26 protein-coding genes are annotated in these 25,971 nt (G+C 65.1%); 14 read left to right on the top strand and 12 right to left on the bottom strand.

Annotated elements, in window-relative coordinates; all coding sequences use genetic code 11:
* Positions 1-5: 5 nt before the first annotated feature.
* From QMK34_RS26995 to QMK34_RS26960, 8 genes are all read right to left on the bottom strand, one after another.
* Positions 6-719 carry a 7-cyano-7-deazaguanine synthase gene (locus QMK34_RS26995; RefSeq protein WP_326417242.1) on the bottom strand — a complete coding sequence of 238 codons (714 nt, stop codon included), beginning with the start codon at positions 717-719 and terminating at the stop codon, positions 6-8.
* A complete protein-coding gene (locus tag QMK34_RS26990) occupies positions 716-1,468 on the bottom strand; it encodes a dTMP kinase (RefSeq protein WP_326417241.1) in 753 nt (250 codons plus the stop codon). Before QMK34_RS26990 ends, QMK34_RS26995 begins: the two co-directional genes overlap by 4 nt.
* On the bottom strand, positions 1,458-2,171 hold the full coding sequence (locus tag QMK34_RS26985; RefSeq protein ID WP_326417240.1) for a 7-carboxy-7-deazaguanine synthase QueE: 714 nt from the start codon (positions 2,169-2,171) through the stop codon (positions 1,458-1,460). The genes QMK34_RS26990 and QMK34_RS26985 overlap by 11 nt, the downstream gene beginning before the upstream one ends.
* On the bottom strand, positions 2,168-2,962 hold the full coding sequence (locus QMK34_RS26980; protein WP_326417238.1) for a 6-pyruvoyl trahydropterin synthase family protein: 795 nt from the start codon (positions 2,960-2,962) through the stop codon (positions 2,168-2,170). The genes QMK34_RS26985 and QMK34_RS26980 overlap by 4 nt, the downstream gene beginning before the upstream one ends.
* Positions 2,963-3,051: 89 nt before the next feature.
* Complete coding sequence (locus tag QMK34_RS26975) at positions 3,052-3,909, bottom strand: AAA family ATPase (RefSeq protein WP_326417237.1); 858 nt, start codon at positions 3,907-3,909, stop codon at positions 3,052-3,054.
* Complete coding sequence (locus tag QMK34_RS26970; RefSeq protein WP_326417236.1) at positions 3,899-5,254, bottom strand: sporulation protein; 1,356 nt, start codon at positions 5,252-5,254, stop codon at positions 3,899-3,901. Before QMK34_RS26970 ends, QMK34_RS26975 begins: the two co-directional genes overlap by 11 nt.
* A gap of 674 nt (positions 5,255-5,928) precedes the next feature.
* Complete coding sequence (locus tag QMK34_RS26965; RefSeq protein ID WP_326417235.1) at positions 5,929-6,936, bottom strand: hypothetical protein; 1,008 nt, start codon at positions 6,934-6,936, stop codon at positions 5,929-5,931.
* Complete coding sequence (locus tag QMK34_RS26960; protein WP_326417234.1) at positions 6,933-7,502, bottom strand: hypothetical protein; 570 nt, start codon at positions 7,500-7,502, stop codon at positions 6,933-6,935. The genes QMK34_RS26965 and QMK34_RS26960 overlap by 4 nt, the downstream gene beginning before the upstream one ends.
* Before the next feature lie 162 nt (positions 7,503-7,664).
* Between QMK34_RS26960 and QMK34_RS26955 the strand changes: the two genes are divergently transcribed.
* The 3 genes from QMK34_RS26955 to QMK34_RS26945 all read left to right on the top strand — a co-directional run bounded on the left by QMK34_RS26955 (position 7,665) and on the right by QMK34_RS26945 (position 10,402).
* Positions 7,665-8,108, top strand: coding sequence for a hypothetical protein (locus QMK34_RS26955; RefSeq protein WP_326417233.1), 444 nt, complete (start codon positions 7,665-7,667; stop codon positions 8,106-8,108).
* A 27-nt stretch (positions 8,109-8,135) separates the two neighbouring features.
* The gene (locus tag QMK34_RS26950; RefSeq protein WP_326417231.1) at positions 8,136-9,482 is read left to right on the top strand and encodes a hypothetical protein; all 1,347 of its coding nucleotides are present in this window, start codon (positions 8,136-8,138) and stop codon (positions 9,480-9,482) included.
* Positions 9,483-9,739: 257 nt separating this feature from the next.
* Complete coding sequence (locus QMK34_RS26945) at positions 9,740-10,402, top strand: HAD family hydrolase (protein WP_326417230.1); 663 nt, start codon at positions 9,740-9,742, stop codon at positions 10,400-10,402.
* On the opposite strand, the gene QMK34_RS26940 is transcribed toward QMK34_RS26945, so the two are convergent.
* The 3 genes from QMK34_RS26940 to QMK34_RS26930 all read right to left on the bottom strand — a co-directional run bounded on the left by QMK34_RS26940 (position 10,403) and on the right by QMK34_RS26930 (position 13,206).
* Positions 10,403-11,812, bottom strand: coding sequence for a helix-turn-helix transcriptional regulator (locus tag QMK34_RS26940; RefSeq protein ID WP_326417229.1), 1,410 nt, complete (start codon positions 11,810-11,812; stop codon positions 10,403-10,405). It abuts the gene before it with no gap.
* A 247-nt stretch (positions 11,813-12,059) separates the two neighbouring features.
* On the bottom strand, positions 12,060-12,299 hold the full coding sequence (locus QMK34_RS26935) for a DUF397 domain-containing protein (RefSeq protein WP_326417228.1): 240 nt from the start codon (positions 12,297-12,299) through the stop codon (positions 12,060-12,062).
* A 40-nt stretch (positions 12,300-12,339) separates the two neighbouring features.
* Complete coding sequence (locus QMK34_RS26930) at positions 12,340-13,206, bottom strand: helix-turn-helix domain-containing protein (RefSeq protein ID WP_326417227.1); 867 nt, start codon at positions 13,204-13,206, stop codon at positions 12,340-12,342.
* Between the two features lie 457 nt (positions 13,207-13,663).
* Between QMK34_RS26930 and QMK34_RS26925 the strand changes: the two genes are divergently transcribed.
* From QMK34_RS26925 to QMK34_RS26900, 6 genes are all read left to right on the top strand, one after another.
* On the top strand, positions 13,664-14,221 hold the full coding sequence (locus QMK34_RS26925) for a hypothetical protein (protein ID WP_326417226.1): 558 nt from the start codon (positions 13,664-13,666) through the stop codon (positions 14,219-14,221).
* A 1,338-nt stretch (positions 14,222-15,559) separates the two neighbouring features.
* The gene (locus QMK34_RS26920; RefSeq protein WP_326417259.1) at positions 15,560-16,423 is read left to right on the top strand and encodes a sigma-70 family RNA polymerase sigma factor; all 864 of its coding nucleotides are present in this window, start codon (positions 15,560-15,562) and stop codon (positions 16,421-16,423) included.
* Positions 16,424-16,720: 297 nt separating this feature from the next.
* Positions 16,721-17,494 carry a class I SAM-dependent methyltransferase gene (locus tag QMK34_RS26915; protein WP_326417225.1) on the top strand — a complete coding sequence of 258 codons (774 nt, stop codon included), beginning with the start codon at positions 16,721-16,723 and terminating at the stop codon, positions 17,492-17,494.
* Positions 17,495-17,682: 188 nt separating this feature from the next.
* On the top strand, positions 17,683-18,123 hold the full coding sequence (locus QMK34_RS26910) for an NUDIX domain-containing protein (protein WP_326417224.1): 441 nt from the start codon (positions 17,683-17,685) through the stop codon (positions 18,121-18,123).
* 270 nt (positions 18,124-18,393) lie between these two features.
* On the top strand, positions 18,394-19,767 hold the full coding sequence (locus QMK34_RS26905; RefSeq protein WP_326417222.1) for an MFS transporter: 1,374 nt from the start codon (positions 18,394-18,396) through the stop codon (positions 19,765-19,767).
* Positions 19,764-21,107, top strand: coding sequence for a sensor domain-containing diguanylate cyclase (locus QMK34_RS26900; protein WP_326417220.1), 1,344 nt, complete (start codon positions 19,764-19,766; stop codon positions 21,105-21,107). The genes QMK34_RS26905 and QMK34_RS26900 overlap by 4 nt, the downstream gene beginning before the upstream one ends.
* A gap of 19 nt (positions 21,108-21,126) precedes the next feature.
* Here QMK34_RS26900 and QMK34_RS26895 read toward each other — a convergent pair whose 3' ends face one another.
* Complete coding sequence (locus QMK34_RS26895; protein WP_326417219.1) at positions 21,127-21,507, bottom strand: winged helix-turn-helix transcriptional regulator; 381 nt, start codon at positions 21,505-21,507, stop codon at positions 21,127-21,129.
* Between the two features lie 431 nt (positions 21,508-21,938).
* Between QMK34_RS26895 and QMK34_RS26890 the strand changes: the two genes are divergently transcribed.
* The 5 genes from QMK34_RS26890 (at position 21,939) to QMK34_RS26870 (ending at position 25,957) form a co-directional block, all read left to right on the top strand.
* A complete protein-coding gene (locus tag QMK34_RS26890; RefSeq protein WP_326417217.1) occupies positions 21,939-22,592 on the top strand; it encodes an A24 family peptidase in 654 nt (217 codons plus the stop codon).
* Between the two features lie 29 nt (positions 22,593-22,621).
* Positions 22,622-23,209 carry a hypothetical protein gene (locus QMK34_RS26885; RefSeq protein WP_326417215.1) on the top strand — a complete coding sequence of 196 codons (588 nt, stop codon included), beginning with the start codon at positions 22,622-22,624 and terminating at the stop codon, positions 23,207-23,209.
* A 2-nt stretch (positions 23,210-23,211) separates the two neighbouring features.
* Positions 23,212-24,222, top strand: coding sequence for a hypothetical protein (locus tag QMK34_RS26880; RefSeq protein WP_326417213.1), 1,011 nt, complete (start codon positions 23,212-23,214; stop codon positions 24,220-24,222).
* A 110-nt stretch (positions 24,223-24,332) separates the two neighbouring features.
* Complete coding sequence (locus QMK34_RS26875; RefSeq protein ID WP_326417211.1) at positions 24,333-25,049, top strand: SAF domain-containing protein; 717 nt, start codon at positions 24,333-24,335, stop codon at positions 25,047-25,049.
* Positions 25,049-25,957, top strand: a complete 909-nt coding sequence (locus QMK34_RS26870) for a chromosome partitioning protein (protein WP_326417210.1) — start codon at positions 25,049-25,051, stop codon at positions 25,955-25,957. Before QMK34_RS26875 ends, QMK34_RS26870 begins: the two co-directional genes overlap by 1 nt.
* Positions 25,958-25,971 lie beyond the last annotated feature (14 nt).

The raw sequence follows: 25,971 nt of genomic DNA, 5'->3' as shown, positions 1-25,971 counted from the left end.
GTTTGTCAGCTCGCCACGGCCGCGCCGACGGTGGCCAGCGCGGCGAAGAACTCATGAGCCCGGTGGTCGGGGTACCGGCCATCGCGCATGGCCGGGACGTAGAACTCGCGAACCCGATCCCAGGTCCAGGGCTGCTTCTCGAACTCGGCCTCGATGCCGTTGTTGACCAGGGACGTCCAGCGGCGCAGGCAGCTGGAGCACTGGCCGCAGTGCACCGTGGCGCCGTCGGTGCGGCTGCAGGAGAAGGTCAGCAGCAGGTGCTCGACTGGCAGGTTCTGCGCGAGGTACCAGGCGACGATCTCGGTCTTGGTCATGTCCCAGAACGGGCTGTCGATGTGGACCGGGCGCCCCGAGAAGCGGGCGATGAACTGGTCCATGTCGGCGAACGCGCCGAGGCTCTTGTCGAGGGTGTGATCACCCTTGACCCCGATGCACCACACCGTCTCCGCGCGGTTGGCCGCGAGCATCGCCAGGTGCACGTTGCGCAGTGGGATGATCGCGTCCTCGGCTTCCCAGGCCCCGAGCCGCAGTTCGTCGCTGACCTCGACCTCGATCCCGGTGGCGCCGGCGAGCGCGGCGATGGCGGCGCGTTCCTGGGCGGCGTATCGGTGGCCGAGATCGAAGTACAGGCCGGGCGGACAGCCGAGGTAGTGCCAGGCGGGGTAGGAATCCAGGCCGGCGGAGAACAGCAGGACCTCGGGGATCCGGTTCGCGGTCATCGCAACGCTCCTGTCTCGGTGTGCAGCACTGGGCGCAGCAGTTCGTCGATCTCAGCCAGCACGCTGGACGTGGTTTGGGTGCCGGCCCGGATTCGCCGGACGCGATCGGGCTGGGCGTCGGCGACCAGGCGGTAGGCGCGGCTGTAGCGCGGCAGAAACAGCAGCCGTTCCACCGAGCCGGGGTTGCCGCCGCCGTGGCCGCGGTCGATAGCGCGCTCGCGGGCCAGGGGCCAGGGCATGTCCAGCCACAGCGCGAGGTCGGGGTGCAGGAACCACGGGGCGGCGACCGCGTGGACCTGGGCCAGCAGCGTCGCCTGGTCCACCGACGGGTGTTGTTCTGTCAGGACGGCGAGGGCATAGGCGAGCTTGGAGTACACGCCGTGGTCGATGACCACGACGTCGTGCTCGGCTAGGGCCCGCCGATAGAGGACACGGTGGTTGTAGGACTCCCGGCACAGCCGCAGCAGGACGTCGACTGTTGCGTGGTGCGCGGCGTCGTAGCCACCGAGGCCGTCCCGTCGGCGCAGTGGCGCGGTGTCGAGCATGTCCGACAACCGGGCGGTGACACCGTCGCGGGGCCTGTAGTGCATGACACGGGTGGAAAACCCAGCTGCGGTCAGCCGCTCGCCCAGTGCGGTGGCGGTGGTGGTTTTCCCGGCGCCCCAGAGCCCTTCCACGGTGATCAGCACACCGCGGGCGGCCTCGTAGAGCGGCGCCTGCGCTCGGCCGGCGGCACGGTCAGCGGCCACGCTGGTCTCCCCAGGTGAGCACATGCAGCCGGGTACTGAGGTGAAAGCCTCGCGCGATGGCGGGGTCGGCGATGTCGGCCAGTCGCTGGACAACCTCGGCGGCGGTGCGGCCTTCGGGCATGACGTACACGGGGTCCAGGTGGTGATCGGCGACGAGGTCGCTGATGTCGACGAGATCGGCCGGGCTGGTGACGACGAACTTGAACACGGCCCGGCCGCTGACCGCGAAGTGGTTGAGCACACCAGCCTTGATGCGTTTCGCCCGCGGCATCCCGGCCCCGAAGCTCGACAGCTTCGGCGAGACGTTGAACCGTGTGACCCAGGCCAGCAGGTCCGCGGTCGGCGTGATTGTCCCGTTGGTCTCGACCTCGACCTGCAGTCCAGCCTCCACCAATCCCCGTGCGAGCGGGATGAGACGGCGCTGCTGCATCAGCGGTTCGCCACCGGTGATCACCACGAGGTCGACCGGCTGCACCGTCGCCCAGGCCAGTAAGTCCTCGATCGGGGTGACGGTGACCTCGGCGCGCAGGTCAAAGCGGGACCCGTCCCAGGTGTAGGGGGTGTCGCAGTCCTTGCAGGTCAGGTTGCAGTTCATCAGCCGGATGAACACCGCACGGCGCCCGGTCGACGGGCCTTCGCCTTGGACGGTGGGCCCGAACCTCTCCGCGACGAGCAGTTCGTCGTCGGCCACCGTGATCGTCACCGGCCGCTCCGCTCGTCCTGAGCGAACTCCGCCCATCGACGCGGCGATTCCCACACGCGGACCGCGAGAACCGCGGCGGCGTCTCGGGTGCTGGCCTGGTCGAGAATGCAGGCGTACAGGTGCTCGGCGAGCAGTTCTGACGTCGGCTGGAACGCGAGCACGGCGTTCAGGTCGCGGTAATCCAGGTGACGGTCGAGGTAAACGGCAAGCAAGCTGCGGAGCCTTGCGCGGCGGCGGGGATTCGTCTGCGGGTCCAGCCGGAGATCCACCCGATAAGAGTGGCCGTGAGGCCGGCCGCACTTATGTCCGTCCGGCAGGCCCTCCAGGTGATGGGCCGCCTCGAAGGTGAAGGACTCGTCATCGACATGCTGGTGCGCCCCGGTTGCCGAGCTGAGTCCGACGTGGATGGCATGGAGCTGCTTCCCACGCTCGGGCGGCATGTGGGCCAGGAACCACGCGGTGATGTGCTGGGCGAGCGCGTCGGTGGTGGTGTCGAACGTGAACAACGCATTGAGGTCGCGATGGTCCAGTTCGCGCTTGAGGTACTCACCGACAGGGGCGAGTTCGGCGTAGTCCGCTACGAAACCGGGTGCCCGCAGTTCGGCGTCGATGAGCTCGACCTCGACGGTGAAGGTATGTCCGTGGGGTCGCCCAGCCTTGTTCTCGAAGTCGGGCAGATCGGCGAGGTGATGCGCCGCGGCGAACGAGAAACTGCCGTCTCCGATGCAGTAGCGTCCCCGAGCCAGGTCGCTCACCGCGACTCGGGTTGAGCTCGCTGGATGGGGGCTCACGGGTCCGTCCTTTCGTTGCTGCTTGTGACCAGCTCTCATGGAATCGCGATATGGATCGCGGCGGGAGGGCTCACGAGGGGGCTCACGAATCAACTGGCGTGTGGCGGCTTGCGCTCCCAACCGGTCTGACTGGCGACGAGGTGAATGGGCAGGCAGTGCGGCAGCCGTACGCGCAGTTCAGCGCCGACCTGCGCACGGGCCTGCGTGTTCGCCGACGCAATCCGCGCGCCGAGCGCCATATCGGCGGCGACGCGTGCGATGAAGTCCCAGGTCGGTCGCATCTCGGCGAGAACCGCGGGGTGACGCCGGAGTTCGTCAGCAGGGTGCCGGAATACCCATGCGCGCGGCCGGAGTTGCTCGACCTCGAACCAGCGGTCCGGTTCAGGATCGTCAGGAAAGGCATGCTCGAACCTGATTGACTCCACCTGTTCATTGCCGAGACGAAACACTACGAAATGGCCTTCGTCGTCGATGTCTCGAAGCGTCTGATCCAACAGATCGGCGTTCTGGGCGAGGACGTCATCACGAATGATGCTCGCCCGGCTGTCAATGCGCTCTCGACACCACTCCGCGCTGGCGGTGAACACGAGGGTGATCGTAGGTGTCCTAAATTCCGCTGCTATGTTGAGGAGTTGCGCGCGCTGATCGCTGCGGAGGTTCGTGGAGTCAACCACGGTGGTGACTTTGTTCCGGAGGCGCTGACGGAGCATGTCGAGCAGTTGCCTGCGCGCCGGCGAACTGTTTGACTGACTGGCTGGGTCGTTGCACATTCGGGCACGGAACTCATCCATCGAGAGGATCTCAATGGGCGCAAAGTGTCGGTGTGCGAAAGTGCTTTTACCGCTCCCCTGCAAGCCGACCAGAATTACCAGGGCAGGATTCGGAAGGTTGATTATAAATGTGTCGAAGGTTGTCACGATCAGGTTCTTTCTGTACTCAGGCTGCATATATTTCGCTCTTTACTCGACGTGTCAGTTCGGCCACGCCGGGTTCCGTGCGCCAGCGTGACATCCGGGAGATTAGGGCGTGAAGGTAGTCCACGGCGCGGGTCGAGCTGACAACGGCGAGAGCGGACACAGCGCGGTGGCCGTGGTCCAGAGCGTGTTCGAGGTCGGGCTGGTATCCCTGCAGGTAGGTGCTGCCGAGGACGCTTTGGCGGAGGGCGTACGCCCTGGCGTAGGTGTCGATAGGCATGGCGGCTAACTCGTTCCAGCGTTGTGCCTCGCGCGGCCGGCCGAGATCGCGGTGGATCTCGATTGCGTCGGAGGCGAGCCGATGCTCGTCGAAGAAGTCGATCCAGGCCGGGTCGTCCCCGGTGCGGGAGCTTGCGGCGTCCAGCAGGCGCTCGGCCGTGGCGAGGGCGCCGTCGGCCATGCGGGCGTTGCCGTTCCGTGCCCAGATGCGGGCCTCGATCAGCTTGAAGAAGCCCTTCACACGCGGAGTGGCGTGTCCGCCGACGCGGTGAAACGCGCTGTCGGCCATGTCGATCGCGTCGTCGTGGAAGCCGCCGAGGCTGCACTGCAGGGCCATGCAGGTCAACACGTAGCCGCCGAGCTGGAAATCCCCTGCGGCACGGGCTTGGCGCAGCGCCTGGATGTAGTGCCGTTGGGCGTTGGCGTGGTCGCCACTGTCGAACGCGGTCCATCCGGCGAGCCGGGCGAGTTGCGCCGTGGCGGTGAACAGCCGGCGCCCGACGACGTCGCTGTAGGAGCCGTGCAGCAACGGGGCCGCCCGCTCCTTCAGACAGACCGTCAGCTGCGACGTTCGCCAGTTCCCGCCTCCATAGCGCGAATCCCACTGCCGCGCCTGTTCAGCTGTTTCGAGCAATTCGACGACGTCGGCTTCCCCAACGCGCCGGAACGCCGCGGGTGACCGCGAGGCTGCGCTGCTGTCAACGGGGAGCGCCAGCCAGCGACGAACGGGGGTGTTGTAGTTGACAACGGCGACGCCGGGGCCTCGGATGTCGCGGCGGTCCACCTGGCTCCAAAACCTGGTCGCGACTTGCACGGCGGTGCCGAGCTCGCGTGGGAACTCCAAGCCGGTGCCTGAGTCGACGCCAGGATCGTGATCAAGGTCGATCTCTGCCAGGCTGACCGGCCGCCCGAGTCGTTCTTCCAAGACCTGGGCGATAAGCGGGCGTACCGCCTGTGCCGGACGCGTCCCCCTCTTCATCCAGTTCGTCCAACTGGTGTGGGTGTAGTGCGTCTCCAGACCAGCGGTCTCCGCAAGCTGGTTGAGCCTGAAGGCCAACGACTTCTTCGCTGCACCAGACGCCTCGACCAGACGGATCAAAGCGAGATTGGGCCGAGGCGTGGCACTCACGGACCGCGGTGGGCCGAGCGCTCCCGCCAGCACACCCGCGAGTGAAATCCCGTCGAAATGGAGGGCGGCCTCACCACCACTCACCCCTCAGCGGCGTGTCTCGGTGCACGGTTCCGGCTACCTGGGCTACGTCGAGCGGACGTTTGTTGGGGCGCCGCCTGCGCACGACGACGCGGCGACTCGTCGTTGTCATCGAGCCTGCTCCTCATGGCCGAACCAACAACCGCCAAGGTTCTGGGCAGAGGACGGTGGCGTTCGCGCCCTTTTCGGCGGCCACAGGCGTTCGTGCGAGTCGAGTGGGGACCGCAGGGCTCGTTTCATCGATCCTGCTCCTTCCGATCGAACCAACTGCCGGTGTCCCGCGGTGATGTCGGTGGTGACGGTGGCCTCCTTCGTGGCCACAGGCGCTCGTGCAAGTCGAGCGGCACTAGGTCGCTGAGTCGCAGGCCGGCAGCCAATGCACGGTGGGCCGCGTCATCGAACCCAGCACAGGGCCAAGACTGAGCCGAGCACAAAGGGCACGCCCGCGGCTGATCCGGCGCCGGCAGATGCGCCGCCAGGTCGTCGACTGCTTGGCTCACTCGACCGACCGGGCTGTCAGCCGCAACGATCACGGCGAGAACCTCGCGGACGCCCCCCACCTGTCACACCACCGCGTTTGGAGCACCACGCCATCGCACCTGCCCATCGACCAAGTACGCCTCCGTGTCATCTGTCGAGCTTTCTCCTACCTGCCAAGCGATTTGCCCCTCCGCCGTCGGCACATAATGCCCGCGCTGAACCGCGCCGAACAGGAATGCGCCTGCCGTTCCGCGGGGGCGTTTGGCTACCCATATAGGGAACTCCGCGACCGGAAGTTCTTGTTCAACCCACGACCGAGCATCACGGGATGACGGGAATGCCCTTTCCGCGACCATGTCTGCCGTGTCGTTGTCACCGATGCCGACACAGATCGTTGCCAGGAACGCGGTGGCGCCGGTAACGTGTTGGCCGGGCGACCTCAGTTGCTGAACCTGCAGGAGATCATCGACAGGCAGCGACTGGTCGACGTACCAGTGGACCACCTCAGTCTTAGTCATGTCCCGGAACGGGCTGTCGATTCGAATATCACGGCCGGCCACCTCGGAGATGAGCTTCGAGAGCCGCTCGAACGCCGCGGAGCTCCTGTCTGCGCCGAGGTTTCCTTTGACCGCGATGCACCAGACGGTGTCTGCGCGGTGGCACGCAAGGACAGCGAGATGTAGATGCCGCAACGGGATCACGCCGTCCTGCAACTCCCACGACCCCAAGTCGAGCTCGCGGCTCACAGGCAACCTGATGCCGTGTCGACGCGCGAGGGTGTCGAGGGCTCGGTACTCCTGATCACGGTTTCGGTCGCCGAGGTCGAAGTAGAGCGCCTGCGGCTTGCCGAGGTAGTGCCACGCGACGAAGCTGTCGATGCCGCCGCCGCAAAGGAGAATCTCCCTCGGGGGCGTCGTTGCGGTTGTCGCCCTGTTGGCGCTCACTCCGGTGCCGCTCGCCACGGCGATCGCTTCGGCGGTGCCAAAGTGTTGAGACAGCTCCCTCTCGTACAGATCGACTTGACCGGTAGCCCAAGGATCGGGCATTTGTGCTGAGACGGATGTCAACGCGTCGGGCAAAGTGATGGTCACGCGGCAGATCCAGATGCGGAGTGTTCGGCCGGTTCGTGAGAACCTTCACGGCCTACCTCGCGGTCCACCAGTCCGGCTGCATCCATGGCGATGAGCTCGCTCGCGAGTGCGGTCTCCAGCCGGCGTGCACGGTTGCCGGCCTTCCCCGACTCCGGGGACCTGAACGTCATCGGGCGCTGAAGGCGAGCCGGGACGATCATCAACTTCGGCGGCTCCGTCGTTGCACTCGGATGGTCGGGGTGGTCGGGGTGTTTCAAGTTCAGGAAAGCCCGAAGGGTCGGTTCAGCCTCGTTGCCGAAAGCCCAGACAACGTTGCCGGGGTTGAAGACGTCGAAGTCTGGCTCCAGGAGGGCTCGCGCGGCGGTCACGCGGTCCGACTCCGTGATGGTGAGCAAGTCGACGTGGCCCCTCAAGTGGTAGGAAGCAACCAGAGCCACCGGGTCCAGGCGCTCCCCGCAGAGGTGAAAGGCGAAGCCGTCGTCGACCAGCTGGTGGAGCATGTTGTCAACCGCGTTGGACCAGCCGTTCTTGATCGTCAGGCGGTTCATCGTGGTCAGCAGGCTCATGGTGATCACCGTGGTCGTCGTTGGGATGGGCAACCGGCCGCGGCGAGGTCGGGGGGCGACCCTCGCCGCGGCCGGTGCGTCCATGAGATCGTGACCAGGTACGACGGGGGTAGATGACATTCGATGACATTCGCGGAGGAGCAGGCGAGCGTGGCTCGACACGTGACGATCACCGGTACCCGCTCGATCCCCGTCGAGTCTGAGCTTCCCTACTTGTTCGACGGCTACCTCCGGCCGTTCTCTGCCCCGGATGCTCACTTCTACCTCGGAGGCGCCGCCGGCATCGACACGGCCGCGCTGGACTGGCTGGCCGAGCGCAGTCAAGCGTCGCTGACCGTCGTGGTGCCCTGCGCGGTGGCCGACCAACCGGCAGCAGCTGTGACGTCGATCCGCCGATGGCAGAACGTGGGCCGACTCGTCGAGATCGTGGAGTTGGGCGCCGACCGGTTGGGCACTGCGGCCTATCACGCTCGTAACCGGTGGATGGTCGATCGCAGCGGCTTCGTGATCGGCTTCCCCCGAGGCACCGAACCGACCAGCGGCACCTGGTACACCGTGAACTACGCAGCCGAGCAGTGCAAACCGCGACTGGTCGTGCCTGTATGACCTCGTCCGGATGGTGTACTGGACATTGTGACCACGACCGATCGGGAGTCCGGGGCGCTTCTGCTGCGTCAGCTGCGCGAGGGGCGCGGCTGGTCTTGGGCTGACTTGGCCCGAGCGCTGCGGGATACCGCGCGCCAGCTCGCGGTTGCCTCGTTGATGAACAGGCAGGTCGCCAGCATCCAGCGCACCGTCGCCCGGTGGGAAAGCATCGCCGACCGAACCAGGCCCGGCGATCGCTACCAGTTCCTTCTGGCGCAGCTCTATTCGCGAACCCCAGCCGGCAACCTGGCGATTGGTCCCGGATCTGATTTCGACACCCTGCTGGACGCGCTTCGTCATCTCGGAACGCCGCCTCAGCGGGTACGACAGCTCGTCGAACTGGTCGGCCACAGCGGACGAAGCGATAACGCTGACCTGTTCATGCTGCTGTCGCCTGGGACGCAGTCGACCATCGCCGCCATCCAGCGTGATCCCTCGAAGCTCGATCATGAGGTCGTCAGCCGGCTGCACGACTCGGTCGCGGCGATCAACGGGCTGGTCGGTACGACCCCGTTCGTCCGTCTCCAGCTCCAGCTCGCGCCCATCGTCGAGTCCTGCCGACGGTTGCTGGAGCTTGACCAGGTCGGTCCGCGGCAGGAGTTGATCCTGCTCGCCACGGCCGCGTACTCGCTCGCCGGCCGCTTGGCCTTCGAGACCCGTGACGACGAGGCGGCGATGGCCCTGTACGCCGATGCAACCAGGGCGGCCGGGCACCTCGCTGACCGAAGCCATCGAGCCTCCGTCCAGACGAGCCACACCATGGTGACCCTCCACGCGACCGACGACCTGGAAGCGGCGCAGACTATCGCCCGCGCCGCGACCGTCGACGCTCACCGTGGCGCCAGTTACGCCATTCGAGCTCGCGCCCACGCCGTGCACGCTGAAATCTGCGCTCGGGCCGGTCAAGCCAACGAGGCGGCTGCTGCCCTGGATCGAGCTTGGAAGACCGTCGAGCAGTTGACCGTCGACGATCCGCACGGCGGGTTCAACGCTGATCGCTTGAACGGATTCGATGGTCTGTGTGCCCTCCACTCGGGCGACGCGGGCCACGCACACGACAGTCTCGCTCGGTCGGTCTCTGCCTTGCGGTTGTCGCGAGACGCTGTCCAACGCGGCATCGTCAGCACCGATCTGGCGCTCGCGCGGCTGCGCCTTGGCGATCCGGCCGCCTGCGTCGATCTCCTGCACGAGGCTGTCGACATCACGGCGGCCACGGGGGGCCGGGTCGCCGCACAGCGGATTCGACTGGCTCGGCGCGATCTTCGGCCATGGCGAACGGAAGACTTTCTGGCCGAGCTCGATGACCATATTCACGACAGCCTGATTGGGCGCTGACCAGGATCGGCGTGCTCGGCACGCACGGTTGCCGGCCGCGGCGACCGCTGAGGCCGAGCGCGCCGCATGTCCGACATGTGACCACCCCCGATAACGATGCGTGCATGAACCGAGACGCATAGTCAACACTCCAAGATCGTGACGAGGTACCGTCCACAACCCGTCCGCTGGGCATCCGCGGGCCTCCTCCCGAGCATCGAGGCACCCCCGTCGGGCACCATGGCGGTGACCGTCATGCAGGCAGGAAGGATCTTCACGTGGCAAGGATCGAAGCGGTCTTCTTCGACGTGGGCGAGGTACTGGTCGATGAAACCCGCGAGTACGGGACGTGGGCCGACTGGCTCGGGGTTCCGCGCCACACGTTTTCCGCCGTCTTCGGCGCCGTGATCGCTCAGGGCGGGGACTACCGGGAGACCTTCCAGGTCTTCAAACCGGGCTTCGACCTCGCAGTGGAACGCGAGCGTCGGGCCGCCGCCGGCCAGCCGGAGTCCTTCACCGAGGAGAACCTTTACAGCGATGTGCGTCCGTGCCTGCGGGAACTGCAGGATTCCGGCGTTCGGGTCGGCCTGGCGGGGAACCAGACGGCGCGGGCGGAGAAGATCCTCAAAGCGCTGGAACTGCCGGTCGACGTGATCGGTACCTCCGACGGCTGGGGCGTGGAGAAGCCAGCACCGGGCTTCTTCGATCGGGTCATCGAGGAGGCTGGGGTGGCTGCGAGTTCGGTGCTGTACGTCGGCGATCGTCTGGACAACGACGTTCGCCCCGCTCAAGAGGCCGGCATATCGACAGCACGCGTCCGCCGCGGGCCGTGGGGGCACATCCTCCGCATGCCCGAGGTCGAGCAGCGCTGCCTGTTCCACCTGGCTGGGCTGGCCGAACTACCTGCTCGCGTCGCCGCCCACAACGCCGAGCACAGCTGATCACGCCTCGCGGACAGGGCCACTCAACGCCCGGACTCGCTCGTCCAGCTCGTCAACGTAGGGCGTGGCGCTCAGAGCTGCGCGAACGTCGGGTACCCGTTGTAATGCTGTGCTGTACGGGGTCTGACCAACCAGGTCGCATGCCTGTCGAACGGTGGCGACAGCATGTTCGGCATCGGTGGATGCATATGCCGCCGCGAGGTCGAACAACAGGACGGCCTTCTGCTTCGTCGCGGTTTCGGCGAGGTTGTCTAGCGCGTTCTGAAGCCGACCTGATGCTTCGCGGTTTCGGCCAGCCAGCAGGAGGGCGTTGCCGGCGAAGCCGTCGAGCCGCGAGGAATCGAAGAAGTCGAGCCACGTGGGGTTGGTTCCGGCTGTCACGAGCGCATCTTCGGCAGAGCGGATACGAGTGAGGCTTGCCCTCGGCTGCCCAGCGCGGGCGGACACCTCGGCGTCAACGCAGTGGAGCCAAGAACGCAGCAAAGGGCCCGCACCGTAGCGTGCGTGCGCATGCGCCGCCGAGAGGTAGTCGCTGGCCGGCTGCAGCTGGCCGGCGAAGCCGGGCACGAACGCGCGATGGCCCAACACAGCGGCTGCCAGGGCGTGATCTTGCGACGTGCTCGCCGCATCGTCTGCAAGCTGGAAGAACGGCTCAGCAGCGTCCCCTTGGGCCAGGTCGAAGAACAACAGTCGCGAGGCGAGGAGCGAGGACTCGGCGACGGCGGATGCCAGTTGTCGTGCCTGCGGCCCTTCGGCGTCGGAGGTCGACTTCAGCATGCCCGTGCCGAGGTGGACGTGCGCCGTGGCGGACGGCACGAGTTCGGCCGCTGCGGTCGTCCAGTACAGGTCACGATGGGAGGCGGTGATCGCGGCGAAGGCGTCGACGGACTGCCGGTCCAACCGCGTCCGCTGTTCGGCAGCCAGTGCTTCGGCACCATCGGGGATCGCGACGCCATTCGAGAACAGCGCTGCAAGACTCGCCCCGAGCAGGCCCTTTAAGAACACGGGCCGGCCGAACTCAGCATTGCCTCCCAGCAGCACCAGCATCACCTTTTTCACCACGACGTCGATGAGCTGCTCGTCCATGATGACGTTGGTCGTAGGCGCAGGTACGACCGGATCAGCCGGACACAGCGCCAACTCCTCAGAAGAGAGCAGACCGAGCTCACTGGCCGGAAGGTCGAAGACCAGCACGAGGTGCTTCTTGTACCGCGGGTCCGGCTTACGACCGCCCGTTTCCCATCGTCCGACCATGTCAGCGTTCAGGCCGGCCTCACCCTCGTCGGCCTGCTCGATGCTCCGCTTGATCTGTTCGACGACTTCTTGATGGCTCCAGCCGCGCTGGAGCCGTTGCCACCTCAGCCGCGTGTTCGTAGGGTGTTTCGGCGTCGACGTTCGACGTGTTCCCACCGCGTCCTCCTCTGGTCGACCTGGTGAACTCGCCTTACCCGAGGGTAGGAGCTGACGTAGCCGGGCGCGACGCTGGCCGGGATACGGACGGGCACTGGACGGCTCCTGGGCGGTAGTCCTTCGCCGCGAGCGGGGGTTCAATCAACAGTGGACCGCTACCAGCGCAAACGCAGGGATGCCGACGACAGTGACTGAAGACCAACGGGTGCTGGGTTGCGGGCGACGACGGGATCGCCGCCCGTGCGCACTACGGGATCTTCGGCAGGTTGAAGCTTCCACTCGCGGCGCCGCCAAGGAACGCCTCCCACTCCCCATGGTCGAAGACCAGCACATGCCCGTCCGGGTTCCGGCTGTCCCGCAACCCGACGGCGTTGCTGCTGAACGACACCTCGACGCACTGGTTGTCCGGAGGATTGCTCAGGGGCGACTTGTGCCATTCGGCGAAGTTGGTGTCGAGGTGGCGCTTGTGGGTGTCCTGAATGTCCATCTGCTTCTTCGTGCCCTTCCGGTCTCAAGTCGCAGGTCAGCTACAACGATGCGGCGATTTCCAACAGGGTCCGCCTGGTCTGCTCGGGCCCGCTGGCCGCCGCCTTCTGGTGCTCCCACAGGGTCAAGTACCGCGCGGTCCGCTTGCTGTTGTCGACGTACTCCCCGCCGTCATGCTGCTCCAGGTAGATGATGTCAACCGTCGGCTTCGTGTCGTAACCGAAGATCGTGTAGTCGTGTCCTTGCCCCATGTAGTAGCCGACGCTGAACGGCACGACCTGGAGCTCGACGTTTGGTCGGTCGATGGTCTCGACGAGCTTCGTGATCTGGGCCTTCATGACCGGGCCGCCCTCCGTCCGGCGCAGGGCCGCCTCGTCGATGATGAACCAGAACTTCTGGTCGACGTTGTCCAGAACGGTTTGCCGGGCCATGCGGTCGGCGGCATACTTTTCGATCTCCTTCGCCGACAGCGAGGGCCGCCAGGCCCGCGCGTTCGTGCGCGAGTAGTCCTCGGTCTGCAGCAGCCCTGGGATGACCAACGCCTGGTACGCCGAGTATCGGTTGCAGCTCGGCTCCATGTCGACGAGCAACCGGAGGTACTGCCGGAACCTGGTGCTGAACGCTCCGCGCTTCGTGCGGTGCTTGCTCTCGGCTTGGAGGTCACGGGTGTAGTCCCGGTCGGCTTCGTTGGCGCCGTAGAGATCCAGCAGGGCGTTCAGTTCGGTCAGCTGGATCCCGCTTCCACCTTCAATGTGGGCGATCTTCTGTTGTGTGCATCCGAGGACTTCAGCCGACCGTTCCTGCGTGACGTCCGCGGCGTCCCGGAGCCTAGCGAGTTGGTTGCCGAGGACGACCTTCATCACGGCCGGCGGCAACTCTTGGCGCGGCTGGATCACGGACTCTCTCACCTCCACAGCGTGTCTGATTGCGGAGCGTGTCCGCAATTCACCCGAACGGTCGCCTAGTTAATCTGAGTACACAAGTTATGGTCTAGGCGTAGGCATATCAAATCCCCAGGCCAAAAGGAGCGCAGAGCGATGAGTACACAAGTTAACATCGCCGCTGCGTGGTCCGCGGTCGCCCCCAGTGCCATACAAGCCCCTACCAAGATGTCGTGGGGGTCTGGGTTGGTGCTCGCAGCGACGCTCCTTCTCATGGCGGGCTGCGTGGCCGGAGTCGGTGCCGGCTGGTGGTACCTGAGCGAGCGGTGCCGAGTTCGGCGCTGCCAGGAACAGGTCCCTCCGCGCCCGCGCCCCGAGGCACCGCGGACGACGGACTTCGCCCTCGCCTCCCAGGGCGTTGATCTCCCCGTCGCCCGGCCACGCAGCCCCCGGCACTCCTCAGCCGCTCCTCATCGAGCCGGTAATGGTCGCCGGCGTCAGCCCGCAGCACAACCCGCGCTGCCTGATCACCCTGTCCACTCGAAGGAAGTGGTTCGCCGTGACCACGTCGACCACTGATAGCCCTGCCGCACGCTCGGGTTCAACACCGGCGGAACGGTGCGCCTTCTACCACCACGTATACCGACTGCCCGCGGCCGTTGACCCGGCAACGCACCGCATCCTCTTGCCGGTGGGTGGGCTGGTGGGGGCGATCACCATGCCCGTCGAACTCGGTCGGCGAGTGCTTGCTGGCTTGCGGGTTCGCATGCTCGCCGGCCCAGTCGTCGACCGCCCCCAGACTCAGCGATGGACCTTCATCACCGGACCCGGTCACAAGCTCGATGAGACGGTCTTTGCCGATCTGCTCCGGCTTGGGGCGTCAGTCGCTCCTACGGGAGACAACGTCGTGCTGCCGTCTCCCAGCGACGAACGTCTCGGGCTCTGGCGGTGGGAGCGCGTCCCGGAACAGTTGCATGACTTCCCGCCGCAGTCCGCAGTGATCGCCACCACGAGAGTTATGGCGACACCGACCGCTTGGTGACCAATCTTTCCAGCTGCGCTGGGGACCGAAGCGCCGGTGCCCACCGCAGAATCCCCCGACATGAGTCGGGCCACCGGCTTCAGTCGAATGCCAAGCCCCTCGATCTAATTGACGAGGCAACCGAAGGAAGGATCGACGATGAGCACTGCGACCCTGCTCGCTCCGTCGACTCTGGGCGTACCGACCCTCAGCAGGCCGGAGTGTCAGCGATGACCTTCGACTACACGCCTGACCGTCGCGTAGCGTTCGAACTGTTTAACAGCAATGAGATCTGCTCGATCAACGGCATCAAGCATAGCGAGGGGCCTCGTCTGGAGCCGGGAGTGTCGGCGTCGCTCGTCGCGCTGCATATCGAGGGCTATCTCGACGAGCACGCGGGTCGAGTCGGTCCGCGTGACCACAAACAGTGGTCGGCGAGGCTAGCGACGAACGCTGTTGGACTCCTTCCCATCTTTCGCCACGAAGACACGGGACGGCAGGCAGCGTCGGGCAATTCGTCACGACCGGCCAGCGACTGGCGATGCCACCCCAGGCCCTTCGTGCCTACTCGATTGTCGCCAACTCTGCGCGTCGCTGCATGCTTGCCGGTCCCTCGAAGTGCCCCGCTGTACCTGGCAGCCTCCCGACGACCTGCGCAGGCATTTGCAGAAAAGGGTGGGCCCGGCCATCGAACTGCACCGGCTCGGTGAACCATGCAGGCGCAAGCAGAGCCGAATACTTTGTTGTATTGGGGAACCAACCAACAAGGCGGAACCGGGGATCACTATGCGGGCCGGGTACATGTCGTCTGGCCGAACAATGAATGCCTCGCCCTGTGCGGGCTCCCCATCGAAGAAATATGGGAACAGCGGCCTCCGGTACCGGATAACTTGTGTCCATTGTGCTGCGTACGTGCGATGGCAGCCCTGTTCCCCGCCTTCTCCGTATCGCTACTTAGCGCGCCACCCGAGCCCGGAAGGCACGAACTCGCGACGGATTATCGGCACACGCCCCCGGAAGGCCCAGTAGAACGCACCGCCGTTATCCCCCTTGTCCCCAACGAAGGGCGCCCGATCTTCTGAGACGAATCAGCCGATCCACGCGACTGCCAATTTTAGCAAAAAATAGAAGTGGGGTGTGCAAATGGTTACTCGACTTGTCGGCTACCTTGACGAGCCGGAGGGATGGCGCAGTCTTCTTCGCTGTACGACAATTGAAAACTCCGGCAACCGAATAGCTCTCACTGGTTCAGAGTCCCGAGCTGATGCATTCGATTTGACTATTCTTGACTGCCTCCCAGGACGCGTGCCAGCCGAGCCTTACTCCCGCCTCAGTTGTGATCGTGCCGTTCCGTCGACCATCACAGCGCCGACCAGTCAAGTCCGAGTCTATCAAGACTCAGAGCTGATCGAAGCAGTTCGACACGGTGACATTGCTGCGTACGGCGGCCTGTACAAGCGCCACGTCCGTGCGGCCTACAACTTGGCGCGCCAGATGACTCGTTCAATGGCCGAGCAGGACGATCTCGTTTCAGAGGCGTTCAGCAAGGTGCTTGATGTGCTTCGTGAGGGCCGCGGCCCCGACTCGGTCTTCCGTGCGTATCTGCTCACAGTGTTGCGCCACAAGGCTTACGACAAAACTCGGAATGATCGCAGAGTTGAACTGACAGAGGACGTTACGACGACTGTCAACTCGGTTTTGATTGCCGTGCCGTTCAACGACACGGTGGTGGCCGAGCTGGAACGAGCACTCGCCTCGAAGGCGTTCACTCAACTGCCCGAACGGTGGCAGTCAGTGCTCTGGCGCACTGAGATCGAAGGTAAATCGCCGTCCGACATCGCGCCAGAGTTTGGGCTCACCGCGAATGGTATCTCGGCGTTGGCGTACCGGGCACGTGAAGGACTCCGGCAGGCTTACCTCCAAGTGCACTTGAGTGAGGCCAGCGCGAAGCCGTGCAAACCAACGATTAAGCTGCTCGGCGCCTGGACCAGAGGCGGGCTGACGAAGCGAGAGACGCTGCGCGTCGATGAGCACCTTCTTGTGTGCGAGTCATGCCACGCGCTGTCTGTCGAACTCGCCGCAATCAGTAGCGCGTTCCGCCTTGGCGGGGCAGCAAAGTCACCGTGCATCCGAACGGCCAGTAAACGCCAAACCCGCGGCAGGCAACTATCGCTGACAAAGGAAAGTGGCCATAGCTCAATCAGCATGAAGCTGGCGAGCTAGCAGCATGAACCTTCGCAAGTTGACCGCGCCCCGCCGTTGGAACTGGGGGTGGGGGTGGAATGTCGAGAATTCATGCAGGAGGCACTGCGGCGTCGAATGGATAGACGAGCGAGCCGTCAGGCCGCTGGCCAAGGAGCTGAACAAGGTCAGGGAAACAGGTCCTGCCCGCGAAGCCGATGTTGGCTCGCCTCAGCGTGCCGGGCGGGGTATGACGCGCCGCCGCAGCACTAAACGGGCCACGCGGAGCCGACGGAACTACCTTTGTACTCAAGTTTCGTCAAAAAGGAGGAAGACAAAATGATTAACGAACACGAACCGATTGAGTGTGACGCGTACGGCGAACTGATTCGTGACGCATATGAATCCGACCGCGTCGATGACAACAAGACAGATCACGTGCACGAATGGGAAGACGGGCATATCACCATTCACAGCGCGCGCTATCTGTTCCACGACCGGGACGACTGGCGAGACATCGAATGGTGGGGCATAGATCGCGTGACCGGCCACGTCCTGGACGTCGGCACCGGAGCAGGCAGGCACGCGCTAGCCCTCCAAGCGAACGGCAATCCCGTAGTGGCCTTGGACGTCTCAGACGGCGCGGTCGAGGTAGCACGACGGCGAGGTGTCGATGAAGTAATACAAGCTGATATAGCGGAAGCCGGGCAACTCTTTCGGCCCGGCCTGTTCGACACGGTGCTTTTACTCGGATGCGGGTTGAGCATGCTTCAAACCCCCGAACGCGCGCCGGGAATTCTTCGCATGCTGCACACGATTGCCGCGCCGGGCGCACGCATCATCGGCGAGGGATGCAAACCTCCCATTCCGAACAACGACCGAAATCGTGCACTACTGGAGATGCGAAAGTATGACGGACGTTGGCCAGGCCACGAACGGACCCGGCTTCGCTATCGCGAGTTCGCGACCCCGTGGCGTGATCAACTCTACGCCGAGCCGGACGTGCTCAACGAGCGTCTGACCGAACCGAACGGATGGCGACTGAACTGCTACGAGGTCGACCCGGAAAATCCTGCGTACGGGTACATCGCGGAATTTGTCCGCGTTGACTAGTGGACTTCACTCCCAGCCGGAGTTCGGCGCGCTGCTCGACTCCGAGACTTGACGGCCGCACGCAGCCAGCTTAGCCGCGGCTGGCAGCCTCTCGACCTGCTTGCACACCTTTGATCTGTAAAACGAACGCGCCCGATAGACCACGACATCCGCACGCCACCACGAACTCCCACCGACAGGTGACCACGATGAGCGACAGCACCATCTCCAGCACAGGGCCTCGCGTCATGGCCTACGCCTTGATCGGCCAGCAGAACAAGCTCCTGCTCGTCGCCGACGACAGAGGTCGCCATTCCCTGCCCGGCGGCGCGGTGAACGACGGTGAACCCGTCGAAAGCGCGCTTCGGCGAACCCTGCATGACCAGCTCGACGCGACCATCACTCACCTCGACTTCTGCTCCGTTGTGGAATACCACGCCGCGAAGCTCGGGCGGCACTCCGCATCCGAAGTGGCCGTACTCTTTGATGTCGCACTGACCGGCCTCGACCATCTCGATCCTCGTCGGCCGAACATGCCCTGGTGGGCAGACGAGCCAGACCTCGCGTCTCTGCGGCCTGAGGCGATCCGGGACGGTCTGCTCGCGGGCACGCTGTCGTCGGACTATCCGTGGTGGGCGTGGACACCGTGACCCCAGAGGGGCACGCGGCGGCTTTGGGCATAGCTTCCCACACTGCAACGATTCATCGATCTGTACTTCTCTGCGCCAAGCTAGAGGGCCAAGAATCACCGCGGCGTGAACGCACGCCCCTTCGACACGCCTTGTAACCGCGTTACTACTTCAGAGTGAATCTCGATAAATGCCACATCGCACTCCCCGCAGACACCTAATGTAGATAGTCAGGGTACCTACGGTGACCACTGGCATGCGCCCGTGGTAGGCAAGGGTGGCGGGGGAGCAGTGACGCAGGTAGCGACGGTCGGCTTCACGCGACCGCTGAAGATTCGCGAGTTTCGGGCGTTGTGGAGCGCCGAGCTCGTTTCGCTAGTCGGCGACCAAGTCGCCCGAGTCGCGCTGTCGCTCGTGGTGTTCAACCAGACCTCGTCAGCTGCGTTGACCGCGCTGACCTACGCGCTGACGTTCATCCCGACGGTGCTCGGCGGTTTCCTGCTGTCCGGACTCGCCGACCGCTTCCCCCGGCGAGCTGTGCTCGTGGTCAACGATCTCCTTCGCGCGGCCCTGGCGGCCTTGATGGCGGTCCCCGGACTTCCGCTGCCCGCGCTGTGGATCTTTGTCGCCTTACTGAGCGTCGCCGCCGGACCGTTCAAGGCCGCTCAGATGTCGCTTCTCCCCCAGGTCCTCCACGGCGAGGCGCTCTACGGGGCAGGCTTGGCGTTGCGGCAGGCAAGCACGCCGGCCGCACAGCTGGTCGGCTTCGCATGCGGAGGCGCACTGCTGGCCGTTGTTGATCCTCATCTCGGGATGCTGCTCAATGCCGGTACGTTCCTTGTCAGCGCTGCGTTGGTTCTCGGGGGCGTACGACCTCGAGCAGCAGCTCGCAGCACTACGACCACCGAGGACGACCGCGGCGCCCACCACGGCGTCGACCTTCCCCGCGGCAAAGCGAACCTCGCCAGCTTGTACGCGTTGGTGTGCCTGATCGGCCTATATATGGTCCCGGAAGGCCTCGCCGCACCGTATTCGAACCAGCTCGGTGGCGCAGCGTTTGGGGTCGGCCTGCTCCTGGCCGCGGATCCAGCGGGCGGCGCAATCGGCGCCTGGTTGACGACCCGGGTGCGCATCCCGACGTCACCCCTGTCCGCCTCAATCCTGGCGGCAGCTGCGGGCTTGGCGCTCGTGGGCTGCGGGGTAGGCCCCGGGCTCCCGCTTTCGGTCGCGCTCTGGGCAACCTCGGGTGCCTTGATGGCCGCGTATTTGATCAAGACTCAGCAGCTGGTCGTGGCCGCGGTACCCGATCGCAACCGAGGTCGAGTGATGGGGCGAATGGGAACCTGCCTGTACTGCTCCCAAGGGCTATCAGTACTCGTCGGCGGTGTCGTCGCCCAAGCCATCGGTTCCTTTCACGCCGTTGCCAGCGCGGGGTTGCTGGCCGCGCTGCTCGCGCTGGGGATCGGCATATTCTCAAAAATTGCTCGCTCCCGAAGCGATACCGGGAGCGAGCGCGACATCGTTCCAGAAAGCATCACCACTCCTTACCCTTCACAGCAGACACCTCCTCCCAGCACACGGACTGCCCGGACAATCCGTCGGCCCGTGCTGGCGAGGCATGGGAGACCGACAGGACATCCACGGACGCAGGTGCAGCCAGTATGACCGGCGAGGACAACGTCTCAAAGAAGCGGCAACGTATTGCTGCCAAGGGCGCCACCTGGCCTACTAACTGGGCGTTGTGGGAGCTACCACACCGCGTAATCGCCTTCGTGGTGTGCGCTGAACTCACCACCGTCGCCCTGACTGTGGTGCTGGCCACCTGGGCCCCCGTGAGCAGCGGAAACCCAGCGCACTTCCTTGTCCTCCTCGCGCTGGGACTGCTCGCCGCGGAGACCACCTGCTACATCGAGCGGACGCGTCGGCAGCTGTCGGACACCCCGCACGTGAACATGAGTTCGGTCTGGATCCTGGCGGTCACCTTGCTGACCACGCCCATCCTGGGCGCAGCCACCGCCGCGATCTTGTACCTCCACCTTTGGTGGCGAACCTGGCGCTGGGTCAGTGGCGTCACCAAGTATCGAGCGGTCTTCAACACCACAGTGATGATCTTGTCCGCGTATGCAGCGGCCGGCATCGCCGCGGCTCTTTCCGGTCAGCGACTTCTCCAAGCCGATCACCCGCAGCAGCTCGTCGGGCTGGTCGTTGTTATAGGCACATTCTGGGCCGTGAACTCGGTGCTGGTGGCAGGCGTGATCGGGCTAGCCGAGGGCGAACGCTCGTGGGGCCGACTGCTGGGCAACTGGAGTGACAACGCCTTAGAATGTGTCACCTTGTGCATCGGCGCGTTGACTGCGGCGCTGGCGGTCTGGCGGCCGTGGCTGATACTGCTCGTCCTGCCGACTGTCTATGTGCTGCACCGCAGCGTCCAGGTGAAACATCTGGAAGAGGCCGCGACGACCGACCGGAAGACCGGCCTGTACAACTCCGCCAGCTGGAACGCCCTCGCCGAACAGGGATTGGCCAAAGCAACCCGGCCGACGACTCCAGTCGCTGTGCTGATGCTCGACCTGGACCACTTCAAGGCGGTAAACGACACCTACGGACATCTCGTGGGCGACCAGGTTCTGCGCGCGGTTGCCGAGGTCATCCGCCGCCAGGTGCGCAAGGAGGATCTCGCCGGTCGTTTCGGCGGAGAAGAGTTCGTCGTCTACCTTCCTGAGGCAAACATCGACACGGCAACCCGCGTCGCAGAGCGCATCATGAAAGCGATTCGCGAGCTCCGCTTCGACGAGTCGTCAAGCGGAGCATCACTGGACAAACTCCGGCTCACGGTCTCCATCGGCGTCGCCGGATACCCCAACGCCGGAGAGCACTTGCCGGAGCTGCTCCTGGCCGCGGACAACGCACTGTTCTCCGCCAAACAGGCTGGCCGCGATCGAGTCCGGGTAGTGGGCAATCCACCGATCCGGAGCGCGCAGCAGCAAGACGACGTCCACCACTAAAGGCCTTCCGCGTGGGCCGTCAGCTGCGGTGTTTCGGCGCGGTGCCGTTGACCTGAAGTTGGTCTTGGTACTGCTGGGCCCACTTGATCAGCGGTCGAACGGCCCGGAGCAGCTCCCGTCCCATCGGGGTCAGGCTGTACCGACTCATTCCGAAACCGCGGGACTCGCCGTTCTTGTCGATCAGACCGTGCTCCTGCGCCCTCCTGAGGGTGTCGGTGAACACCCTGTCGGACAGGACGGCACCTTCGTTGGCGGCCTCCTCGTTGATCGAGGAAAGCAGTTTCGTGTACTGCACTTCGCCCAATGCGAGAGCGGTCAAAACGGACACCATCCACCGGCTGCGAAGCACCGCGACGGCATCGTTCACTCGCCGTTGGTACGAAACGTTGTCGGTCGTCATGCATCCCAGCTAACACGAGGCGACGGTTCGGCGAGGCCGATCCGCGACTTAAGCGCGGCCAGGTCGGTGAATCTGTACTCCAAACGGGTGATAGATGCCTTACTGAGGGAAGGCTCAGTGGCGACTTACCTTGCACTCAGTCGGACCTGAGGGAGTACTTCTGGAGTTCTGCCGGCAACGGACTGCACCGGCGACGCAGTAAATGGCGACGATGGCCGACCGGCTACCACGAAGGGAGAAGTCCAGCTCCGGTTGGCCATCGTTTGATAAGAGACAGCGAGGTAGGAGGACGGCGATGACGCCAAGACCAACGAGACCGACTTCAGGCCCGCCTTGGGGCCACGCAATCACCTCCTTAGCCCGACAACCTGCACCGCGTGGCTCATCCGAATGTGGACGTCAAACCAGCTTGACCATCGAAGGGATGTTCGATGAGCTTCGAACAGTCTCTCGCCGGGCCCCTCGCGATCGGCCTGTGGAGTGCATCCGGCTGGATGATCGCCAGGGTGTCGTTCGGACGCCTGGTCGAAGCCTCGCTCGGTCCGGTGCCGTCGATCGTTTCGGGCTTCCTCGACTATGCCGCCGTCGCGTCGGCGTGCGCGTTCGCCGGACTTGCGAGCACAATCAAAACGACCCCGCAACTCGCAATGGCGGTCTGCTTGATTCCCGTAATGCTTCCGCTGGCTGCGATCGACGCACTGACGCAGCGGCTTCCGAACAGGTTGATTGCCACGGCCAGCGCCGCGGCAGGTGTTACGGCAAGCGCGATGTGCTTGATCGGGTACGACAGCTCGCCATTGGTCGACGGTCTCGAAGCTGCTCTGCTCACTGGTGCCTGGTGGATAGTAATCGCGACAGTAACCCCGGGCCAACTCGGCAGTGGCGATGTCAAGATAGCGACGCTACTCGGATTCGCAGCAGGCTGGTCAAGTTGGCCAACCGTGGCATTGTCGGTCATCTTCGGCCCCGTTCTCGGCCTCATACAGATCGTCGGCCTGCGGTGTACCGGCCGCCGAGTCCACCAGATCGCGTTCGGGCCCGCCTTGATCGCGGGCACCTATGTCGCGTTGGTCGCGACCAGCTGACGAATACCAATAGGCCAGAGGAGCCCGTCATGGCGTTGAAATCTCTGTCGCAGCAGCGCTGGAGGACCGGAGCCGCAATGGCACTACCGGCTGCCGCAGCCTTCCTGATGGCGGGTTGCAGCGGTCCTTCACCAGCAGAGACCAACACTAGTGCGTCAATGCCCTCGACGTTGTCCTCCGCTCCGCCGCCCGCGTCGCCAGACAATTCGGCGAAGACGAAGGCACTCGCCGCATACCGCGGTATGTGGCAAGACTTCGTGGCAGCGGGACAGAGTTCAGACTGGCAATCTCCCACCCTGGGCCAGTACGCGACAGGGGTCGCCTTGACAAATCTCTCGCGGGGTCTGTATGCGGACCACTACAACGGCTTGGTCACTAAAGGGGCGCCGGTTTTGAATCCGAGCGTCACCTCCGAAGATCCGGTGGACAACCCCAAGAAGGTCGTCGTCGCCGACTGCGGAGACTCGACGCATTGGTTGAAATACCGCGCAGACAACGGCCAGCTCGCCGACAACAAGCCGGGTGGTCGCCAGCAGGTCAACGCCGTCGTCGAGAAACAGTCCGATAGCTCGTGGAAAGTTACAGACTACGGCGTGCACGACGTAGGGACGTGTTGAGCGTGCGACGTATCGCGACCATTACGGGAATCGTGGCCATCAGCGTGCTCGGCGCAGCAGCTCCGGCACTGGCCGACAATGGCTGGGGAAGCACAACCTGCAGCCAGGTACCGACGCCTGCTTGCAATCTCGGCGCAGGCTCGGGCGGTGACAACGGCAAGCCCGGAGGAACACCTGGCGACGGCGGTGGCAAGCCGGGGCACCCCGGCGGGTCCGGAAAGCCCGGCAACAGCAACAATCCCGGTGACACGATCATCGGAGACAGGAATCTCAATAGTTGCTCGTACGTCAAGAGTAGCTACCAGCCGCCGTCCGGCGGGGTAACCACTGCCGCCTTCACGCGACCCGCAAACACCGGTGTTGTCACCGTGCGGTCCGCCGTTTTCACCCGCTCAGCAGTCAGTGCGCAACTCGCTCCCGGGCAGCCGGGTGCTTGGTATGTCTGGAAGTGCTCAGGCGCCGGAGCGGTCGACGCACTGTACCGGCCGCCGATGTGGATTCCCGATGGACAACAGCCTGGCGCTGCACAGCTGCCCTCGCCGGCTCAACTGGCTGACATGGCGCACAAGCAGCTGAGGCTACCGACTCCCTCAATCGCGGCGAACCCTGCCGGAGACCAGCTGGTCAACCTGCCGACCTGGATGTGGCTGTCGAGCGGGTGGGCGCCATTGTCTGCAACTGCTTCGGTGCCCGGCGTGTCGGTAACGGCCACCGCGACACCGACATCGGTGTTCTGGGCGATGGGTGACGGCCGCACGGTCACGTGCGCCGGGGCGGGTACCTCCTTCCGTCCGGGAAGTGATCCGAAGGCGTCCTCTCCGGACTGTGGCCACACCTACCGCAACTCCTCAGCAAGTCAAGCGGGACAGGCGTTCCCGGTCACCGCGACCGTGCACTGGACGGTCACCTGGGCCGGTGCGGGTCAAGCCGGGACGTTCCCAGATATGTCCACGACGGGCAACGCCACCTTCCGAGTTGCCGAGTCTCAGGCCCTCAACAACGGCCACGGCTGACCCTTCGGGCCAGCAATTCCCATTCATAACAACAATAACCGCACCCCTCTCCGCTCGCTGATCATCTGCTGGCGACGCGGCGTGCTGCCCCCATGCCTGGAGGTACCGGCGTGACAACCAACGTCACATCCCAGCCAGACACCGATCGATCCACAACCTCGGCCACCACCGGCCGGTGGGTGGCCGACGGTAAGAAGACCGGCTCGCGACTACGAGGGACGGGCCGACGGCGCAGCATCCCGCATCTGCTGCTGGGTGCTCTGCTCGTACTCGCGTGCGCCGCCGCGTTCCTGGTGGTCTCGTTGAACTCCGACAACCGAGTGCCAGTGCTCGCGCTGGCCCGGCCAGTATCAGTTGGGCACGTGCTGACCACGCAGGATCTGCGGCAGGCCAGCGTCATTGTCGATCCCGAAGTGTCTGTTGTGGATGCTCGGCGAGCGGGAAGTGTTGTGGGAAGGACGATATCGACGAGTCTGCCCGCCGGTGCGCTGCTGACCCCGGACACGATCGGCGGAGGCAACATGCCCACGGCAGGACAGGCGATTGCGGCCCTGTCACTAAAGGCCGGACAGTTCCCGCCGGAGGTATCACCGGGGACCCACGTATCAGTGGTGTTTGCGCCCGGCCCGGCAGGCGGCACGGTGGCGAGCCCACCGACACCGGACTCGACAACGTCGTGGCCGGCGGTGGTCACCAACGTGACCTCGCCACCCAACGAGCAGACCACGGTGGTCTCGATGCAGTTCACCGAGGCCGCCGCCCGCCAAGTCGCCGCCGTGCCTGCTGGCCAGCTGTCGATCGTGATGCTCTCAGGAGGTAGTCGGTGATGTTGATAGCCGTTCTGTCGCTGAAGGGGTCGCCCGGCACCACTACGTTCTCGGTCGCCCTGGCCGCCCGCTGGCCGTCACCCGCGCGCCCGCTAATAGTCGAGGTCGACCCATCCGGCGGCGACATCGCCACGCGGTTTTCGCTGGAATCCTCGCCGGGGCTGCTGAGCCTCACGGCCGCGGCGCGGCGCAACAACGACCCGGCAGCGGTGTGGCAACACGCACAAGCCCTTCCTGGCGGCCTGCCGGTAGTGGCCGCACCGCCGGACGCCGACCGCGCACGGGCCGCGTTGTCCGCGTTGACTGCCGATCAGGCCGCTGGCGTGAGCATCCTGAGGGCGGCGGCGAATGCTGCGGATACGGTCGTGGTTGCCGACTGCGGCCGTATCGACGCCGGGTCTCCGGCTCTGCCGATCGTGCGCTGTGCCGATGCGATGGTGCTGCTGACCCGTGCTCACGCCGATGACCTTGCGCACTTGGCCCGCAGGCTGCCCGCAATCGGCCGCTGGAACGCACACCCGGTGATGCTGCTGGTCGGCGAAGGCTACTCCTCGGCCGAGGTAGCCCATGAGCTTGGCGTGCCGCCGCTGGGCCGCGTCCCCGACGACCCACACGGTGCGGGCGTGCTGTGCGGGCGGCCCAGCTCGCCGCGGTGGGGTCGCGGCGGACCGGCGCACTCGGCCTTGGGCCACGTCGCGCACCGGGTCGCGAAGGTGCTCGTGGCACGGCAGCCCCCACCCCCGACACTGCCTCACCAATGGCCGGAAGAACGCCAGACGACACCGGCGCTGCGAGCAATACCAGGGGTACCCGCCAACCCAGTCTCGATCAACGGCCTACGGCTCGCGCCACCGATCCAGGTTCCGGACTTCGGCTCGAATACCTCACGCGGAGGGCAAGCCTCATGACGTACCCGACCCAC

Source organism: Amycolatopsis sp. H20-H5 (genome assembly GCF_035828755.1).
GTDB lineage: Bacteria > Actinomycetota > Actinomycetes > Mycobacteriales > Pseudonocardiaceae > Amycolatopsis.
Note: the sequence above shows the minus strand (reverse complement) of the source record. Positions and strands in the feature narration are given on the sequence as shown.

Bases quoted from the DNA above. Each gene is read 5' to 3' on its own strand.
- QMK34_RS26900 (WP_326417220.1), top strand. From the start codon at position 19,764: ATGACCGGCGAGGACAACGTCTCAAAGAAGCGGCAACGTATTGCTGCC.
- QMK34_RS26975 (WP_326417237.1), bottom strand. From the start codon at position 3,909: ATGCAGCCTGAGTACAGAAAGAACCTGATCGTGACAACCTTCGACACA.
- QMK34_RS26895 (WP_326417219.1), bottom strand. From the start codon at position 21,507: ATGACGACCGACAACGTTTCGTACCAACGGCGAGTGAACGATGCCGTC.
- QMK34_RS26910 (WP_326417224.1), top strand. From the start codon at position 17,683: ATGAGCGACAGCACCATCTCCAGCACAGGGCCTCGCGTCATGGCCTAC.
- QMK34_RS26995 (WP_326417242.1), bottom strand. From the start codon at position 719: ATGACCGCGAACCGGATCCCCGAGGTCCTGCTGTTCTCCGCCGGCCTG.
- QMK34_RS26935 (WP_326417228.1), bottom strand. From the start codon at position 12,299: ATGGACATTCAGGACACCCACAAGCGCCACCTCGACACCAACTTCGCC.
- QMK34_RS26925 (WP_326417226.1), top strand. From the start codon at position 13,664: ATGGTCGCCGGCGTCAGCCCGCAGCACAACCCGCGCTGCCTGATCACC.
- QMK34_RS26870 (WP_326417210.1), top strand. From the start codon at position 25,049: ATGTTGATAGCCGTTCTGTCGCTGAAGGGGTCGCCCGGCACCACTACG.
- QMK34_RS26960 (WP_326417234.1), bottom strand. From the start codon at position 7,502: ATGAGCCTGCTGACCACGATGAACCGCCTGACGATCAAGAACGGCTGG.
- QMK34_RS26890 (WP_326417217.1), top strand. From the start codon at position 21,939: ATGAGCTTCGAACAGTCTCTCGCCGGGCCCCTCGCGATCGGCCTGTGG.
- QMK34_RS26885 (WP_326417215.1), top strand. From the start codon at position 22,622: ATGGCGTTGAAATCTCTGTCGCAGCAGCGCTGGAGGACCGGAGCCGCA.
- QMK34_RS26915 (WP_326417225.1), top strand. From the start codon at position 16,721: ATGATTAACGAACACGAACCGATTGAGTGTGACGCGTACGGCGAACTG.